Genomic DNA, 18019 nt, shown 5'->3' on the forward strand with positions numbered 1-18019 from the left:
GCCACGGAGTTGCGATATGATTGCATATGGCCATCAATGCGCCATCACGGTAAAAGGCATTTTCATTAAAAAAGGCCCCCTTCGCATGGACGTACAAAAATTAAATCGGCTCAAAAAGCTTGAGCGAGAAGTGCAAGATTTTCATCCGCTGCTACGGGTATTATTGCATAGGTTGCCATACATCAGGAATTTAGAATATAACCAAGGGCCTGGTGAAAAGGGGGCGGATTTTGTATTGGAAAAAGTCGATGATGTTGTAGATATCACTACCTACGTCGGCGTCATTGTTAAGATTGGGAAAATCAAACTTGATTTTCAAGATATAGAGCGACAAATTGATGAGTGCGGCATGGAGCGCACATTCGATAATGGTAAGAAAAAGATATTTCTAAGCGAGATATGGATAATCACAAATGACGCCATTACCGAGCATGCTCAGCAAAAGATTCATCATAAATTTAAGCAGACCAAAATTATTTTCTTCGATGGAGAGAAAATTGCGGGGCTTATTGATAGGTTTTACGCTGAGTACTGGACTGATATCAGCATCAGTCTTGGGGAATACATAAGGAAGCTTCGCAGTTTTTCTGAAGGGCTAACTAGAAACTCGGCAATTTTGGAATTTCAGGAAGATATTAATATTGAGCAGCGGGTTGTTCGCGTCGGAAGAAAAGTAAGGCCTGATCAGGGAAGAAAAAGTAAAGACCTCCAATCTACAATTCATGATGCTATTAAAAACGAAAAAGCTATTTTCCTCGAAGGATTTATGGGGGCGGGTAAGTCCAATCTTGTAAAGCGGGCAATTGAGCGCATGACTGAGCCTGCCATAATCAATAACGAGAAAGTTATTCCAGTGGGTATGACTTTCAAAGATTATCTGGAAGCTTATCACGGCGATATTGATAAAATAATTGCCAAGGTTGTTGATGAGTCTCAAACTGATCCTGAAAAGCATACTTACGTTATCTTTATCGATGGGCTTGATGAAGTTCCGCTTAGCGAGGAAGCTCGCCAAGATCGCCTTCGCGCTATTAGTTCAAATGTTAGGTCAAAAAACAATGTTAAAGTAGTAGTTACCAGTCGCCCAATCGAAGACCTGAAAGAAAAAAATGAAATTGACAGATTTTTTTCTCGATTCCAGCTTATTCCTCTAACCACAAAGCAACTTTTAACCTTTATTGAAAAGGCTTGCGATAATCCGGTCGCTCTCGAACGGCTTACTGCCGGCATGGAAAGGTCCGCTTTGTTCAGGCATTTGCCCAAAACGCCCATCTCTGCGATTTTACTGGCGAGGATAGTTAAGGAGGACCCTGCAGAGCTTCCATCTACTATGACTGAACTCTACTCTAAGTATTGTGAATTGGTTTTAGGGCGATGGGATATGAGTAAAGGACTACAATCCCAAAAAGAGTACGAGGTGATTGATAGCGTTTGTATGGATCTTGGAGCATATGTAATCGAGAACGGGCTCAGCGATGTTTCATCTCGTGAAGTTCTCGGGTTCTTTGAGCGCTACATAGCGGAGAGAAACCTGAAAATGGATCCTGCTATTATATTTGATAAGTTTCTGGCTAAGAGGGAGGTTTTTAAATATAACAACAGAAATCTAGCGCTATCATTTAAGCATAGGACATTTGCCGAATATTTCTCAGCCAAAAAGATGCTGCGTGAGAATGCGGCTTTGGTTCATGACAGGGTCTTTGATCCATATTGGTGTACGGTTTACTTTTTCTTGGTTGGTCTGAAACGGGACTGTCCAGACTTGATGCGGGAAATTTTTGGGGTAGCTAATCTTACTCCGCAGCAAGAAATTGTTAAAGTCTTTCAAACCGGGCAATATCTTTTGGCTGGGCACCTGACTCCCTATAAAGTCATCCAAGAAGGGTTGAGCGGCAGCTTTAGACTTGCAGCTAGAATTCTGGACGATGCGCTTCAGGGGAAGAATCCGCTGTCAAGTCTACCTCCGGTCCAGCTCATATATCTCTTGGCTCATGGGATGAGCCATACCTATGGCTATAACTATTTTGAAGATGCTATTGGTGAGGGGGTGTTGGAAGTGGTGGAAGTATCTGGTGATGACCGGAGTCTTTATGAGTTGTTTTTCCTAGCAACCACAAATGCCTATCTTGGAAAAAACTCCGCGTTTGAGTCGTTGATCAAGCAGCACGGAAAAAATCTTCCAGAGTTGCTGAAGCTGGGGATTTCTCATTTCAACGATGATTTTTCGCTGAAGTCTGATGTCACCGCGAAGTATGTCAAAAAGCTTCATAAAAGCCTACAGTCGCGTGGTAATTTTCACGAAATTATCGCTAGCTTTTACGATATTTCTATTGCGGAAACTTTGGGTAAGCAAGAGATTATGCCTGCGGGTTAAAATTGTACGGACGTTTGCTGTTGTCCGCTCGGATTGTTGTTAGGTGGCTTCAATCATAGTTTTCAGCCTATGTCCAATCATTATGCGAGCGAATACAGTGCGGAAGGTATTGCCGATCATCCATATTCTAAGTTTTCCCTGACATGGGAGCACCCACTTAGCGGATCCCTCTTGACCGCTTCCTGATGGGGTAGTGGTATCGGGAGGGATGTGGGTAATTTAAATACTTGGGTGATACTTAATTTTGTTGCGATTTTCGAATAAGAATATAGGCGGCCGGATGCAAAGCGGCTCAGTAGTTAAATAAGTGAGCGCACAGTCAACGTGAGCACCCTGGAGATACCTAAGAGTGCAAGAAGACAGAAAAAGAAAGGGGGCAGGCCACGATTCCATTCCTCGAATATATACAAGCGAGGGGGCTTGAAGGCTTATTACCATGGAGCCCTTAAATTATGATGCGTGGTCTGTCCCCTATTGTGCGAGGCACCGATCGGGCCCCACTTCTGGACCAAGATCGCCATTCACAAAGGGCAGCTTTGGGTCGTTTTCTGCCGTTCCTCACCTAGCATTTTAACCGGGTGGGCGTAGTTCTAATTGGATCCAGCGTAATTCCCGATTCGATTCCACTGAAATCCTTAATTAGCTGATTTGTTTATAGATACCCTATGAGGTACATCAAAAAATCCACCAAATTCCAGCCCCGCGAAAACCGGGCCCTCACGTCCAACAACCGTCCGTCTGTCTCCGCACCAGACAATTTGGCCGATGGTGATTTATTGCTATCGGGCCATCAATGTAAGCCCTCCAAGTGCGGGCTTTCTTATGCCTGTCTTTTCTCATCAGGCCTGCAAACCTCGGACTTAGCCGTTCCACCCCCCTGTAGGAGCGGGTTTACCCGCGAACACGGGCGAAGCCCGTGCCATCCACCACCTACCCAACGCAATAAAACATAGTCCTATAACCCAAAGACCGAGTCACATGCAGTTCCTGCTTCCCAGACGCAGCAACGACCTCTAGCACCCACCGGCGCGCTGTGAATGCATAATCGGTAGTGTGGTGCCGGTTTTGCCCGTGCTTAAGCTTTTAATCGGCAAAATATTGCCGATTCCAGTCGTGCGCACTAGTTTAATCGGCATTCAAATGCTGATTAATGGTGTCGCGATGCCGCTCAGACTCACGCTCCGGGCTTCTCCGATGGTGCATGGCGCGAGGCAGCGACACTCTCGGTTGAGAACCCTGAGCGTGTTGCTGATGGAAGCTGCCTTGTCGCCTACGACGACTACATCATCTCGATCTGCTGAACCGCATTCTAGGGAACACCGATAACCACGGCCGCAACACCTGAATCATGCGTGTGGGTGGGAGGTTTCGTTTGGCGCCAATCTATGACCTCGCGTCAATGATCCAGGATGAAGAGGGCATCACACGGACGACGAAGTGGGCGGCGGAGCGCAAGGGGTCTTCTAGTTGGCGCGACAACTGCGCTGAGCTTGTTGGTTACACTGATCCCGATGTCCTGCTGCAACGGTTGATGCATGCGGCTGAGGCATTCAGGGCGTTGCCCGATCTGCTGACCGATGCGCCTGAATCGATGCGCAATGCAGCCTCTCTACCTGTGAATAACCTGGATAAACGACTCGTGGAGTGGGGACTGCGATGAAAAAACTACAGCCTGAAGAGCGCGCCCAGCTCGTAGAGGATATCGTCAAGCGCAACGCGGCGGGGTTCGATCCAATTGGGACATCCATCCGCCGTCTGCGGCTCGAAGTCACCGGGCTTGATCAAAAGACCTTCGCGGCCATGTGCAAGATGTCCACGAAAAGCCTGTACGAACTGGAAAGCGGGAAGTCGAATCCGAAGCTCAGCACTTTGGAGGGCGTGCTGCGTCTCTTTGGCGTGCGGATGGGTATGGTGATGACTGCCAAAGATAAGCCCACTGCAACGCTCGTCGGCAACACTGTCGGCCAGTTGAAGGCTGGTGGGTCAATCGCGGTGGGCGCGCCGCTGGCCAGTTCCTGCGTGGTGGCCGGACCGAAACGAGGGAAAAGCCCTCCGGCAGCCAAAGCGAAGAAGGCAGTGTCGAGGCCGGCATCGCCACGGGCACGGAAAAGCAGTCAGGAATAGTGAGATTGATGTGGGATGCAAATAAAGTCTCATCCCATTTTCCTCTGATTGGTTGCGGTATTAAGTCTGGTTGCTCGCAGTAGTTCCAACCACGACGGCTTCATGCTTGTAACGATCATAGGCGCTTGCGCACCAAACAGACCGTATCTCGCTGCCCTGCAGCAACCTATCCGCTTGGCCGACTTTTGCGCCAACCTGTTCCCGTGTCTTTCTGTGGAAAGAGACGGGCACTTCTACCACTGCTGCGGCCCTGATCGCACATGGCTTTGCGGCATTTCCCCTCGTGACAATCGGCGTGACAAACGCCGATGCCACCAGCAACAGCCATGTAGATGATGGTGCCACAGACCACGGAATGGACTGCACCTGACTGACAGTCAGGCATGCCCCAGTCATCGCATTGCTGCGTTCACCCGGCCCAGGATCTTCAGGCGCTGGTTTAGTCAGCCAGCACTGCCTCCACCCGCCCACCGGCAACGGTGTTAAGGAGGCCAGATCATGAGATGCCCTTGCTCCCGGACCAGGCTGTGTGAAAACCCCCGCTGCTTTTCGATGAGCGCGCTCGTACGTGAAATCTGAAAAGAGATGGCGGCTCAGCAGACCCAGATTTTGCGTAGACGCGCGATTTTTAGGATGTTTTTTGAACAGCCACATCGGTCGGGAGGTTTTCACACAGCCTGGGACGTAAGGAGCCGCCAGTCCCGCGTAGAGGACATTCCCCACAGGTCGCAGGGGCCTTGATCCCTGATAACACTCAGCATTCTTGGCGGGATGACGTGGGGCGAGGATCGGAGAAATGAAGATGAGGTAACCGACATGGCATTAGTGGGTAGACGCGATGGCCGTAATTTCGGTTACGGCAGGCAATTGAGTCACGCAGGGCCGCCGGCACTGAAAGACATGTTCGGCGGCGGCCATTACGGCACGGTCAACGCGCACTGTGACCGATGGTTGGCATTCGTGAAGTGGTGCCGTTCCGAACTGGGCCCCGGTATCAATGATGCGCGGCAGATTGACCGGGAGGGCTGGAGTTGTCCACACCAAGCTTGATGCTGTGAGCGCAAATCACTTATTTCTTTACCTGTATTCATGCTGCAGATATTTTGCTAGCAAAAGGATATTAGAGTCCTAGTGAAAGGCGCTTCAGAGTGATCACTCGACTGGCTCACACACTGGCATCCTTTCCCTGATTCTCGTGACTCTAGCAAGCCAAGCTGAGCAATCGTTGCATCCAATGAGTTGTACGCACTAGGCTCAAACTTTCGGATGACTGCTCACTAGACTTGCCCGCCAGGCCTCCGGTGATGGCGCAAACGTGGAACAGTTTTCCATTAGCATCCTTCCAGTCTGCAGACACGACCAAAGCCGTTGGTGTGCGAATTCAGATAGCAGGTTTTCCTATGAATGCAGTGATCGGCCAGAAGCTACAGAGCAGTCGCAAAGAGCTTCTGGATATCGGGCTTCGCAACAACATGCTCAATTTCCGCAAGACCGCCAAAACCCTGATGGTGGTCGATGAGCAGTCCGAGGAGGTCTTCAAGACCCTCTATCGTCAGGAAAAAGCCATGACCTTTGCGCCAATGGCTCGCAAGAAACTGGCGGAACTGGTTAAGGCCTCCAAGTCGGCAGAGGAGGGGGAGGAAGATAGTAATTCTCCCTGCGATGAGGAGTTGTTGTATGAACTCGATAGCCTGGACTGGAATGTCGCCACGGGCGACGCAGGCGAGGATGAAACGGGCAAGGCTCGCCGTCATCTCGATACGCGTTTGCAGACCACCATCGAAGATGATCGGCTTTTCCTTCAGTTATTGAAAATCCATACCGAGGCCAAAGGATTTATAGAGGAGCAGGGCGTCAACACGCTGTTCCTGTCCCTTGGCTTCCTGCATTGGTACGAGGCCGACAGCTCTGAAAACCTGCGCAAGGCGCCTTTGATCCTGCTGCCTGTCACCCTTGAACGCAGCGGGGCCAAGGATGCGTTCAAACTGAGGTACTCCGGTGACGAGCTGATGCCGAACTTATCCCTGGTCGCCAAGCTCAAGACTGACTTTGGCCTGGATCTGAGCTCGTGTGCATTTGACGAAGACAGCTTCGATGCTGACGACAACAGCTTGGATCGCTTTTTCAGCGATGTTGCTGCTGTGGTCAGCAAGCAATCGCGATGGAAGGTCGCCAGTAACGAAATTGCACTGGGCTTTTTCTCGTTCGGCAAGTTCCTGATGTTCAAGGATCTCGATCCGAAAAGTTGGCCAGAAGACAAGCAACCCGATGCTAACCCGGTGATGAAGCGCTTGCTGGGCTCGGGCTTCGGCGATCTGCGCGCGGCATATCCAGAGGGCGTGAATATCGACTCGGTGATAAAGCCGGGTGAAGTCCGTTTCGTCAAGGATGCCGACAGCAGCCAGACCGAAGCAATCCTGGAAGTGCGCGACGGCTCCAATCTAGTCATTCAGGGCCCACCTGGTACCGGCAAGTCCCAGACAATTACTAACATCATTGCCGAGCTGATCGGGCAGAGGAAAACGGTCCTGTTTGTTGCGGAGAAGATGGCGGCCCTAGAGGTGGTGAAGCGCCGCTTGGATGAAAGCCATCTAGGCGACGCGGTACTTGAGCTGCATTCCCACAAATCCACCAAGCAGTCTGTGCTCAAGGAGTTGGGGCGAACCCTGAACCAAGGGCGGCCAATGACCAAAGGCTCAGAGGGAGACCTGGCCAGTTTGAAAGAACTGCAGGACTCCCTTAATGCTTACTGCGAAGCCGTCAGTGCGCCAGCCGGGGCGAGTGGATTGCCCTTTCTCGATGTACTTGGTCGCTTTTTAAAGCTGAAGCGAGTTCATCCGGGGCTACCTGTGATCCCGTTTGGGCCAATGGCCGGCTGGAGCTTCACCCAACAGCAAAAGCAGCGAGAGTTGGTCGAAGAACTGGTGCTCCACCTAAACGCGATGGGTCGGCCGGATCGCAGCCCGTTCTGGGGCAGCCAGCGGACCTTTTTCTCTCCCATCGAACAAAGCACTGCCAATGACACGTTGCAGTCTGCGATCTCTCACCTCAAAGCCTTGCAATCCGCCACTACCGCGCTCTCCGACCGACTGATGCTGACCCAGCCGGCCTCCTTGGCAGACGTCGATGTAGTCTGCCGCGCTGCACGCCGTGCGGCGGAGGCCCCGCGCCTTGAGGGCATCAAGATTTCCACGGGGGAATGGCAGTCGCGTCGCGACTCCATTCGCGAATTGCTCGAGGCGGGCGAGAGGATGTCTGCCTGTCGTGATCAGTTCGACAAATATTTGATCGACGCGGCTTGGGAACAGGATCTCCTAGAGGTTCGCCAGAACTTGCAGGCCTACGGCGACAAATGGTGGAGAGTCTTTTCGGGGCGTTTTCGCGCGTCACGTACTCGATTGCAAGGGGTTGTCCGCGAGGTATTGCCGAAAAGCAATGCAGGCATGCTGGAGCTGGTCGACGCGGTCTTGACCTACCAGCAGAACAAGAAGGTGTATGACCAGCACGAAGCCTTGGGTAGTGCGCTGTTTGGCGCCCAGTGGCAACGGCAGAAGACCGATTGGCCCGTGCTTGAGCGCCTGAGTGCCTGGGTGATCCAGTTGCATGACGACCTGGGCCATGGACAGATTCCGCAGGGCATTATTGCCTTCCTTGCCGGACACGCTGATGCCACAGGGTTGGGCGATGCAGTCGCTGACGTAGAGCAGCATGTCAGCGGGCTGGACAAAGCGATTCGTGATTCGCTGGAAGTGACCGGCATGCAGGAGGAGAACGCTAAGGCTGATGTCAGGAAACTCTCTCTGGCTAACCTAGAGGCGCGTCTGCAGGAATGGCAGGGCAACCTCACCGCGCTCTACCAGATTTCGCGATTCAACGTGCTCGCGGGACAGATGCTCACCGCGAACTTGGGCGATTTGCTTGGCATTGCCATCAGGAGCGACCAGCACGAAAGCCTGACTGCCATTCTGGATCTTTCTTGGTACACAGGCCTGGTGCAATCGGTGTATGCCCATAGCCCGGCACTTCAGCAGTTTGACCGGATCAAGCATGAGCATCAGATCGCGCGTTTCAAGTCGCTCGATCTTGCCTCCCTTAATCACGCACAGACGTCTCTGGCCAAACAGACGTGGGAGGGAATGCCCAATATCAACCAGCCTGGTGAGATGGCGATACTGCGAGCCGAGCTGAACAAGAAGCGCCGCCATATGCCGATCCGGCAAATGATCGAGAAGACAGGGCGGGCAATCCAGCAAATAAAACCTGTGTTCATGATGAGCCCCATGTCGATTGCCAACTTCCTCCCACCAGGCAAAGTCGAGTTCGACGTAGTGGTGTTCGACGAAGCTTCACAGGTGAAAGCCGTCGATGCATTTGGCGCCATCATGCGCGGCAAGCAGGTTGTTGTTGTGGGTGACACCCGCCAGATGCCGCCTACCGACTTCTTCAGTCGTGATGTCGAGATGGACGACGAAGAGGGCGCTACCGCCGACATTGAAAGTATTTTGAGCATGTTTAAGGCCGCTGGTAGCCAGGAGCGCTATTTGCGCTGGCACTATAGGAGCCGACATGAGTCGTTGATTGCGGTTTCTAACGTCGAGTTTTACGACAGCAAACTGGTGGTCTTCCCATCTGCGGGTCAGCATCCTGATGCCACAGGTATCAGCTTCGACTACTTGCCTGAGGCCTTCTACGACCGGGGCCGTACCCGCACGAACAAGGGGGAAGCCAAGGCTGTTGCACAAGCTGTCATGGAACACGCGATCCGATCGCCAGAGCTGTCGCTGGGAGTGGCAGCCTTCAGCGGGGCGCAGCGTGATCTGATCCAGGTAGAAATAGAGTTGCTGCGTCGTCAGGCGCCGGAAGCGGAAGCGTTCTTTACCGCCCAGGGGAGTGAGCCATTCTTCGTCAAGAACCTGGAAAACATTCAGGGTGATGAACGTGACAAGATATTCATCAGCATCGGGTATGGGCGTAATGAGTCAGGCCGTATCGCCAAGGAATTCGGCCCAGTAAACAGGGAGGGCGGCCACCGCCGCCTGAACGTTCTGATCACCCGGGCTAAACTTGCGATGCGCGTGTTTTGCAACTTCAAGGCCGAAGAGCTTGAACTCGACTCCAATGCTCCCCGGGGCGTCAGGGCCCTGAAGAATTTCCTCAAGTATGCCGAGACAGGCGAATTGGAAGTCGCATGCGAGACCGGTAAAGCAGCGGACTCGCCGTTCGAGCTTGAAGTGATCGAGGCACTGCGAGACCGAAACTACGTGGTAGAGCCGCAGGTAGGAACTGCTGGTTACTTCATTGATATTGCCGTTAAGGATCCCGAGTATTTGGGGCGCTATGTCCTGGCGATTGAATGCGATGGCGCTGCCTATCACAGTTCACGATCGGCGCGTGATCGTGATCGCCTACGTCAAGGTGTTCTGGAGGGGCTGGGCTGGAACTTCCATCGGATCTGGAGCACGGACTGGTTCCGCAATCCTCAGCAGGAAATCACGCGCGTCGTTGCAGCGATTGAAGCGGCTCGTGCCAGGATCGCGGAGGGGCGGCTTGCGGTTCCCCAGGTAGCGCCACAACCGAAGCATGAGATTTTCCGGGGCGCGCCGGCTGTCGAAGCTATGCCGGGTGCAAGCAGGCAGTACGTGAAAGCTCGCCTGGCACCCGTAGCCACGCTGAATGAGCTGCATCAGGAAAAGCCAGAGCACCTAATGCAGATGATTCGTACTGTGGTGGAGGTCGAAGCTCCGGTGCACACAACCGAAGTCACTCGCCGGCTCATGGAGGCGTTCGGTGTGACAAGGGCTGGTTCGAGGATTACTAACGCGGTCGAGCAGGCTATTCGTCTTGGCGTGCAGCACAGGTTGTTCCACGGACGAGGTGGCTTCATGTATTCAGCTGAGAACAATGCCATCCATACCCGTAGCCGGGCCCATTTTGAATCCTCGGAACGCAAGGTGGAATGGGTCGCCCCGGAAGAGCTTGATCAGGCACTTGTAGAAACGGTCACCTTAGGATTCTCTATGAGTCGGGAAGACGTTATCTCAGGAGCGCTGGCGCTTCTAGGCTTTGGACGGGCAACGGCGAAGATTGCTGGGGTTATTGACGAGAGAATTGTTGTTCTGGTCAACAGCGGGCGTTTGCGAATGGTTGGTGGGGTGGTGACTCCAGTTACTTCGTCTTGACCATTTATAGTTAGGGCAATATGAACCAGTACCTCCTGATTTGAGTAAGGATGGCTAGCCATATTCAGGCGCGCTAACCGATCCATGGCAGGCCCTAGCCTGGGTCGCTAACGGCCAACCGCGAGCGGCTGTTTTCGATCCAGGCTGTGTGAAAACCTCCCGACCGATGTGGCTGTTCAAAAAACATTCTAAAAATCGCGCGTCTACGCAAAATTTGGGTCTGCTGAGCCGCCATCTCTTTTCAGATTTCACGTACGAGCGCGATCATCGAAAAGCAGCGGGGGTTTTCACACAGCCTGGATCCATAGCTACGATTGGCCGGGATCGGCTGATGGTCAAGAACTGCCGGCTTTTACAATGATAGCCGGCAGTTTGTGGTCGATCAGGTCGCTCGTTAGTAAGGCGCGGCTAAGTAGCTGCATACGCGACGGTTAGAATCGTACAGTTGATCCTTTCAGTTGCCTTTACTTAGTAGGCCAACGAAGTGTCAGGGATTTTATTCCTGCCTTGAAAAAGATGTTCCCTAAGCGACGACGAACTCATTGGAGTTCAAGATATTCGGGATTCCAGCGCTGTAGGCAGAATTTGATGATTTTCTTCTCGCGTGCATCAATCGATTTCCCGCTCCACTTCCCATTAATTATAAATTCGTCCAATTCGTTTTGAGTCTTGTAGGGGGCTTTCTTGAAGTAATTGGAGTTCTTTACTTGAATATTACTGTTGCCTTTAGACGAGTTGGCGGATAAGGGGTCGAAAGTTAAGTTTCCTAGCCGGTGTATGTGATCTTCGAGAAAGTCTTCGGTCAATTTCGGTAGAATAGAGGAATCACGGACAATTCCTAGCGTTTCAGGCTTCTGCGAAGCGATGTGTTCTATTGTTAGGCTAGTGCGTTTGGTGGCGTCCCTGTACTCTCGCTCAGACATGTCGGCGCAAATAGGTTGCTCACTCTGGCGGAGATGGTTTTCATATTTCCAGAACAAGTAGCTCATGTCCTTGGAGTGCATGTACTGATAGAAATTAGTGTACTGCAAATTTTCTTTAAAGAATTTATCAGGGCTATGATACCTGATTAGATCGGAGAGCTTTCCGTATAGTGGGGTGAACTTGCCAGAAAAGTCCCGTGCCGCACCGAATAGGGCTGGCTGGCCGGTATTTGAACGCGTTTGTTGAATGGAGAAGACCCGGAAGCTATATATTTCCAGGTGCCTACAAGTAAGATCAAAATTGGCCTTGTTCGGCGTAGTGTCTAGTTTGTAAGCTTTAATAAGCAGCGGATAGAATGTGCCGAGCCGATCAAGGCAGACCAGATCCCTAAAACCCTCACTCTGCGACTGCATGAGCAACCTGAGGATGGTGAAGCTCTCCTTCAACTCTTTGCTAAATCTATCAATGAAGCTCAGAGCTTCATCTTTTTTATTAGCATTTATGAGAGGGTTGATTTTGCTGCGGATGTAATTCACGGGTTGTTGATAATCGCTCTTATCGCTCCATCGCTCAAACGCGATGCAGTGGTACTGAAGAGCCGAGTCCTCTGACAATTTCTCGTCGAACTGCTCAAGTTCCCGATAGATTTCCGTGAAACGCTCCTGGATGGAGTGTAAATGTGAGTCCACGTCCTCTCCGGTGGCGAGGTAGGTCTTGTACATAAGAAAGCTCTTGATCTTTTCTAGGTTCGTCAGTCCTTTGCCACGATCATTGGTGGTCTCAAAGATTAGCGTTGCCTCTGCTGTGTCTTTTACTGAGTAAGTCAGGACTTTGGTGTGTGAGTCCAGTTTAGTCTTCAACTCAAGTAGTTCGTCGACTGACTTTTTCGCGAGCGCCTCGGCAAAGAATTGTTTAGCGCTGTACAACCGCCGCTGCGATGGTGTGGTGATGTAGTCCGCCCCATCTTGATCTTCTAGGACGTACTTCTGGAAAAAATCGTTATCTGGAGAAATGGCTTTGAGTTTGCTGCGGTTACGGCTCTTGATATAGGTATCTATGACCAGATCGAGCCCTTTGTCTGCGAATTCATCAGCGCTCAGTCGATTTTCAAGCGCACCCAGCAAGGCTTTCATGAAAATGATAATCGTGGTGATGCGCTGCTGGCCATCCACAACGTCGATGACGTCATAGCCCTGCATTTTTTCGTCTCTTTCTTGGAAGAGTATCGTTCCCAAAAAATAGTCGCGGCCTAGCGACTGGTTCTCTATGTCTTCAAGAAAGTCCGGAAGCTGGCGGGTTTTGTCCCACGCATACGCCCGTTGATAGTCAGGAATGCTGAATACCTTTCTTCCGTCAAAAAGATCCTTGAGTTTCTTTTGTCCATTTTCCATTTGGTTGTCTCAGTTAGGCGGGAAAGGCAATGATATCAAAATGCCCTGTTCTGTGTGAAAACACCTACGGTTGTCTAGCTGCCTAATCGTCTAAATTGTGGTGAGGACGATCATGAAGCGATTCATTGAGGATGGCTCGGACGCAGGTGACACTGCTGCCTGAGTGCGTGCACGATTATCTCAACGACGAAAACCCAGTTCGGGTAGTCAACGTTTTCTATGAACTCGATTTGGTAGAACTCGGCTTAGCGGGTGTCGATCCCGCTGCAACGGGTCGCCAGACTCTACCCAGCAGTTCTGCTGAAGATCTACATCAATAGCTACCTCAATCGGATCCAGTACTGAGTCGCTCCTAGCTCCATCGAAACGCCGAGCGTACGTTCTGGTTGTTTGCGCAGCAATGGGACGTTTTCTGCCGTTCGTCACCTAGCATTAGACGCGGGTGGGCGTAGCTCTCACTCGATCCTCCGCAATTCCCGATTCGATTCCACTGAGCGCCATAACTAGCTGATTTTTTTATAGATACCCTATGAGGTACATCAAAAAATCCACCATATTCCAGCCCCGCGAAAACCGGGCCCTCACGGCCAACAACCGTCCGTCTGTCTCCGCACCAATTCAGCGTTCACTGAGAGCGACCAAAATCTCTAGACCCCCTTAAACCCGCTTTCTCGTGGTTTGTTCATTACGGAATTCCGTTGAAATTCGGCAACTGCCAGCTATTTTTTGGGGGGGACGTCAGGCAGATATTCGACGCGACTCCTGGCTCAAATACCTCACTCCAGTGCCGTTCTGTTGCAGCCGTGGTAGTAAGAGTCTTAGTCTCGGCATCCCACATTGAGAATACACCGCCATGGAAAGCACCTTCGCCCAAGTCAAAGACCGGCTGCACAATCGTCGTTTCGCGGTTGCCAACAATACTCAGGGTCAGGTACTGGCACGGTTTTCCATTACCAGGTCGAAGGTATTGCTATCACGAGCACCTAGCAGGGTGGCCGAATCCGTACCGGCCACCAGATAGGCCGGGTAACAGGCCTCGATACTATCGAACTGCTTTACCACTGCATCACTCATGACGGCGAAATTCTCGCCGGATGGTCACGTGGCCGGGTAGGGGTGGATGATGCAGGGCGCACCCCACTCTATTTCGTATGGGGTTGGTTGTCGGGGGCACAGGGAGGTGGAGAGTCAAGCTACGTTGAAGTCGAAACCACGGCTGCTCTGGCAGGTTAGCGATTAATCCTTAGCTCATTGCTACAGGCGCAGAAGTCATTGGTTTTTAAAGGTTGTCATCCTATTCGGCGCGATTCATACGTCATTCGTAGACGTTTCCTACAAGTTATCCTATTGCCCGACCAACCAATGTGAGGCTAAATCTCTCCGTCGCGGTAAATCCCGTGACCGGGCGTAGGAACCCGTTGGTAAACTTGGCGCACGCACTAGGCGCCCCTGCACCACAGCTGGCGCTTTTTTTGCGTCTGCCGTGCTGTGTCATGGCGGCTGTGTGTGGGCAGGCTTCGGCCTGGCCGGGTTTCCAAGTTTCCCGGTATTCCTACCCCGCACACAGCTGCCACCCAATCCCGTAGGAAGGATCGTGGCAGCTCCAACTAAAACTTGGAGCCTCATGCATGCTTATCTCAAGTCCAAGCAGGATCCTCGCATCCGTTCTCCCCCGCCGTTCCGCTACGGCCCTCAGCTACTTCACCCTCAACCAACCCCGCTTCGTCTCCACCCAACCGGAGGCCCGCCATGTCTGACCAAGAACGCCTCTCCACCATCCAAAGCTACGCCTGGACCCTCGAACTGCTAGGCGAGGCCCTGGTCCAGCACGACGAAATGCTCGAGTGCGAACACAACCCGCGGCTGAGCTTTCGCAACACGGCCGGTATCCATCAGGCGATCCGGATCATCAGCCGGCTGGCCAGTGAGCAGTGTGGGAAGGTAATGGAACGAAGCGAGCAGGATCTGCAGCGTTAGGCCAGATCGTTGCTCGAGGGGGGCCAGATTGGGGCTGCTGCGCAGCCCCCGTTGACTCGAGTTCAACCTATGGTGATGGCCGCATTCAACATCAACACCACCATCAGCCCGACCACCGCCACAATAGACTGCACCACCGAAATGGTCTTGGTGGCTTCGCCCATGGTCATGCCAAAGGATTCTTTCACCATCCAGAAGCCTGCATGGTTCGCATAGTTGAAGAACAGCGAACCGCAGCCGATGGACAAGGCCAGCAAAGGCAGGTTGAGGCTGGGGTCTGCACCTGCCAGCGGTGCCAGCAAGCCTGCAGCACCCACGATACCGACCGTGGCGGAACCGGTAGACACCGAGAGCAACATCGCGATCAGCCACCCCAGAATCAGGGGAGGGAAGGCAGATTGCTGGGTCAGGTGCACAATGGCATCGCCAACCTTGGCGCTGGTCAGCATCTCCTGGAAGGCACCGCCACCGGCAATGATCATGATGATCGAGGCGATCGGCTTGAGGCTTTTGCCCAGTGCATCGCGCAGCTGTTCGGCGTCGCCGCCGCGCGCGAGCACCAGGCTGGCGCCGGCGAACAGCACGCCCAGCAGCATGGCGATCAGCGGGTTGCCCAGGAAACTGGCCATCTCCAGCAGCGCATTGCCTTTGGGCAGCAGCATCTCGGCGACGGCATGCACCAGCATCAGGATGGCCGGCAGCAATGCGGCCAGCATGCCGACCATTACCCCGGGGCGGGGTTGGCCATCGGCTTTTTCAGCCAGTGTGAACTGGTCCAGCAATGCCTGATCGGGCCGCGTGGTCATGCGCGGTGAAATGAACATGCCGTACAGCGGGCCGCCCAGGATCATTGCCGGAATGGCAGCAAGGAAGCCATAGAGCATGGTGGGCCCAACCGAGGTCTTGAGCACGGCGATGGCGGTCAGGGGGCCTGGGTGCGGCGGTACCATGCCGTGCATGGCGGCAAGCGCCGAAATGACCGGCACACCTACATACACATACGCCGAGCCTTTGAAGCGCGCCTTGCTTTCCAGTTTGCGCGCCACGCTGAATATCAGCGGCAGCATGATCACCAGGCCGACTTCGAAAAACATGGGGATGCCAATGACGAAGGCAACCAGCATCATGGCCCAAGGGATCATGCGGTCGGAGGTGCGCTTGAGGATGACATCCGCGACCTGCTCCGTGACGCCTGCGTCAGCCAGGATCTTGCCAAGCATCGCACCCAGCGCAATCACCACCCCCACTGCGCCCAGTGTCTTGCCGGCGCCGGTGAGCAGGTGGGAGACGATGCTGCCTGGCGCCATATGCGTCGCGAAGCCCACACCAATGGACACCACCAGCAAGGCCAGCAGCGGGTGCATTTTCAGGCGCGAAACGATGAGCGCCACCAGCACCAGAACACTGGCCAATGCTGTCAGTAATAGCTGTATATCTAAGGGAGTCATTCAAGGAATCTCGGTTGGGCTGGCGCTCGGCTGCACTCAGGGTTTGAAGGCGTGACGGGCGTTTCCACGGGGCATGCCCAGGTGGCTGCCGTTGCGGCTGCTGCTACGGTTTCGAGGAAGGGGACGCGGCTTTGCGCTAGCTGCCGCTCACAGGCGGGCGCCTGGTAACGGAAGATGGGCAGCAGGGAGGCGTGGCGCTGAGGCCGGTGGGCGGTGGTGTGGCGACGGGGCGCTTGGGCAGCATGTTCACTGATTGATTCACCTTGTTGTATGGTCATCTATATGAATCTGGCCAAAGTATTCGCGCTGCCATGGAATACTGTCAAGTGAAGGTCGTCGCATCGTCTTGGGTGGCCATTTAGCCCCGGCAGGCAATACTTCTCTCTATACGCAGGCGTGTTCCTGGTGGCGCGCGCCGCTGGGAGGTGTCTGGTGAACAAATTAACGATTGTGGGTGCCGGCCTGGTCGGCGAGGCGGCGGCGCAGATCATCGCCCGGGATGAGTTGTGCCGTGAGCTGGTGTTGATGGACGTGCAGGGTGAACTGGCGCAGGGCAAGGCGCTGGACGTTTGGCAGGCGGCTGTGGATTCAGGGTCCGATACCCATGTTCACGGCGGGGCCAAAGCCGAGATGCTGGAGGGGTCCGAGCTGGTGGTGATCACGGCGGGCGTGCCGCGCAAGCCCGGCCAGTCGCGCCAGGATGTATTGAGTACCAACCTGCCAATCCTCGACAGCATCATGGCGGATATCAAGCACCACGCGCCGACAGCGACGGTGCTGGTGGTGTCCAACCCGGTCGATGTGCTCACCTACCGCGCCTGGAGCGTGAGCGGTCAGGGGCGCGACAAGGTGTTCGGGCAGGCGGGGGTGCTGGATACCGCGCGCATGAAGTGCTTCATCGCCGAGCAAACCGGGTTTTCTGCACGGGATATCACGGCGTTGGTGCTGGGCGGGCATGGCGACAGCATGGTGCCACTGATGCGCTACTGCCAGATTGGCTCGGTGCCGTTGTCGCACTTCCTGTCCAGCGAGCAGATCGAACAGATTGTCGAGCGCACCCGTAAGGGCGGCGGCGAGATTCTGGGGTTGAAGAAGACGGGGAGCGCCTGCGATGCACCGGGCGTGGCCATTGCGCAGATGGTCGATGCGATCGCCAATGGGCGGAACCGTATTTTGCCGGCGGTGGCGATTCTTGAGGGCGAGTATGGGCGAACGGATATCGCCATGGGTGTGCCCTGTGTACTGGCAGAGAAGGGGCTTGCGCGGATTATCGAGTTGCCGCTGGATGCGCAGGAACAGGCGATGTTCGACCACTCTGCCGACCAGGTGGCGCGGGATATTGCAGAGATGAAGGCGTTGTAGAGCTTGAAGCGTCATGCATCGGGTGTGGCGGCTCGGGCAGTGGGGGAACACTTTGCCTCCGTACCTGTCACACCCGTTCATTGGGGTTCAGACCCACCATTACCAAGGAGAGGTAGGCATGGGCGGTGCAACATCGGGACGTACCACCTTGACTAACTTCACGTTCACCAAGTTTCTCGACCGCGCGAGTTGTAAGCTGCTGGAAGCCAGATGCTCGGGCCAGCATCTCAAGGAAGTATC

8 protein-coding genes and 4 pseudogenes are annotated in these 18019 nt (G+C 53.7%); 10 read left to right on the forward strand and 2 right to left on the reverse strand.

Going from position 1 to position 18019, the window contains the following annotated elements; genetic code table 11:
- The first annotated feature begins 16 nt into the window (after nt 1-16).
- The 5 genes and pseudogenes from N5D53_RS16895 (at nt 17) to N5D53_RS16915 (ending at nt 10677) form a co-directional block, all read left to right on the forward strand.
- On the forward strand, nt 17-2374 hold the full coding sequence (locus N5D53_RS16895; RefSeq protein WP_190869713.1) for an AAA family ATPase: 2358 nt from the start codon (nt 17-19) through the stop codon (nt 2372-2374).
- A 1399-nt stretch (nt 2375-3773) separates the two neighbouring features.
- Nucleotides 3774-4034, forward strand: coding sequence for a hypothetical protein (locus tag N5D53_RS16900; RefSeq protein ID WP_223843565.1), 261 nt, complete (start codon nt 3774-3776; stop codon nt 4032-4034).
- A complete protein-coding gene (locus N5D53_RS16905) occupies nt 4031-4498 on the forward strand; it encodes a helix-turn-helix transcriptional regulator (protein WP_190869712.1) in 468 nt (155 codons plus the stop codon). The genes N5D53_RS16900 and N5D53_RS16905 overlap by 4 nt, the downstream gene beginning before the upstream one ends.
- Nucleotides 4499-5314: 816 nt before the next feature.
- Nucleotides 5315-5515 (forward strand): annotated as a pseudogene (locus N5D53_RS16910) (integrase); the annotation flags it as partial.
- A gap of 287 nt (nt 5516-5802) precedes the next feature.
- Nucleotides 5803-10677: a DUF3320 domain-containing protein gene (locus N5D53_RS16915; protein WP_279840554.1), complete on the forward strand. Its 4875-nt coding sequence runs from the start codon at nt 5803-5805 to the stop codon at nt 10675-10677.
- Nucleotides 10678-11216: 539 nt separating this feature from the next.
- Here N5D53_RS16915 and N5D53_RS16920 read toward each other — a convergent pair.
- Nucleotides 11217-12992, reverse strand: a complete 1776-nt coding sequence (locus tag N5D53_RS16920; protein WP_190869711.1) for a DUF262 domain-containing protein — start codon at nt 12990-12992, stop codon at nt 11217-11219.
- 112 nt (nt 12993-13104) lie between these two features.
- Here N5D53_RS16920 and N5D53_RS16925 point away from each other — a divergent pair.
- The 3 genes and pseudogenes from N5D53_RS16925 to N5D53_RS16935 form a co-directional block, all read left to right on the forward strand.
- A pseudogene (locus N5D53_RS16925) lies at nt 13105-13331 on the forward strand (IS5/IS1182 family transposase); the annotation flags it as partial.
- 514 nt (nt 13332-13845) lie between these two features.
- Nucleotides 13846-14225, forward strand: a pseudogene (locus N5D53_RS16930) (hypothetical protein).
- Between the two features lie 516 nt (nt 14226-14741).
- Nucleotides 14742-14969, forward strand: coding sequence for a hypothetical protein (locus N5D53_RS16935; RefSeq protein ID WP_014755271.1), 228 nt, complete (start codon nt 14742-14744; stop codon nt 14967-14969).
- 62 nt (nt 14970-15031) lie between these two features.
- Here N5D53_RS16935 and N5D53_RS16940 read toward each other — a convergent pair whose 3' ends face one another.
- Nucleotides 15032-16417 (reverse strand): gluconate:H+ symporter, encoded by a 1386-nt coding sequence (locus tag N5D53_RS16940; protein ID WP_129932810.1) that lies wholly within the window; start codon nt 16415-16417, stop codon nt 15032-15034.
- Between the two features lie 432 nt (nt 16418-16849).
- Between N5D53_RS16940 and N5D53_RS16945 the strand changes: the two genes are divergently transcribed.
- Both N5D53_RS16945 and N5D53_RS16950 read left to right on the forward strand, forming a co-directional pair.
- Nucleotides 16850-17779: a malate dehydrogenase gene (locus N5D53_RS16945; protein ID WP_049586352.1), complete on the forward strand. Its 930-nt coding sequence runs from the start codon at nt 16850-16852 to the stop codon at nt 17777-17779.
- Nucleotides 17780-17900: 121 nt separating this feature from the next.
- Nucleotides 17901-18017 (forward strand): annotated as a pseudogene (locus N5D53_RS16950) (type VI secretion system tube protein Hcp); the annotation flags it as partial.
- Between the last annotated feature and the right edge of the window lie 2 nt (nt 18018-18019).

Origin of the sequence: Pseudomonas sp. GD03862 (genome assembly GCF_029840855.1) — a bacterium.
Taxonomy (GTDB): domain Bacteria; phylum Pseudomonadota; class Gammaproteobacteria; order Pseudomonadales; family Pseudomonadaceae; genus Aquipseudomonas; species Aquipseudomonas alloputida.

Bases quoted from the DNA above. Each gene is read 5' to 3' on its own strand.
- N5D53_RS16895 (WP_190869713.1), top strand. From the start codon at position 17: ATGATTGCATATGGCCATCAATGCGCCATCACGGTAAAAGGCATTTTC.
- N5D53_RS16900 (WP_223843565.1), top strand. From the start codon at position 3,774: ATGATCCAGGATGAAGAGGGCATCACACGGACGACGAAGTGGGCGGCG.
- N5D53_RS16905 (WP_190869712.1), top strand. From the start codon at position 4,031: ATGAAAAAACTACAGCCTGAAGAGCGCGCCCAGCTCGTAGAGGATATC.
- N5D53_RS16915 (WP_279840554.1), top strand. From the start codon at position 5,803: ATGGCGCAAACGTGGAACAGTTTTCCATTAGCATCCTTCCAGTCTGCA.
- N5D53_RS16920 (WP_190869711.1), bottom strand. From the start codon at position 12,992: ATGGAAAATGGACAAAAGAAACTCAAGGATCTTTTTGACGGAAGAAAG.
- N5D53_RS16935 (WP_014755271.1), top strand. From the start codon at position 14,742: ATGTCTGACCAAGAACGCCTCTCCACCATCCAAAGCTACGCCTGGACC.
- N5D53_RS16940 (WP_129932810.1), bottom strand. From the start codon at position 16,417: ATGACTCCCTTAGATATACAGCTATTACTGACAGCATTGGCCAGTGTT.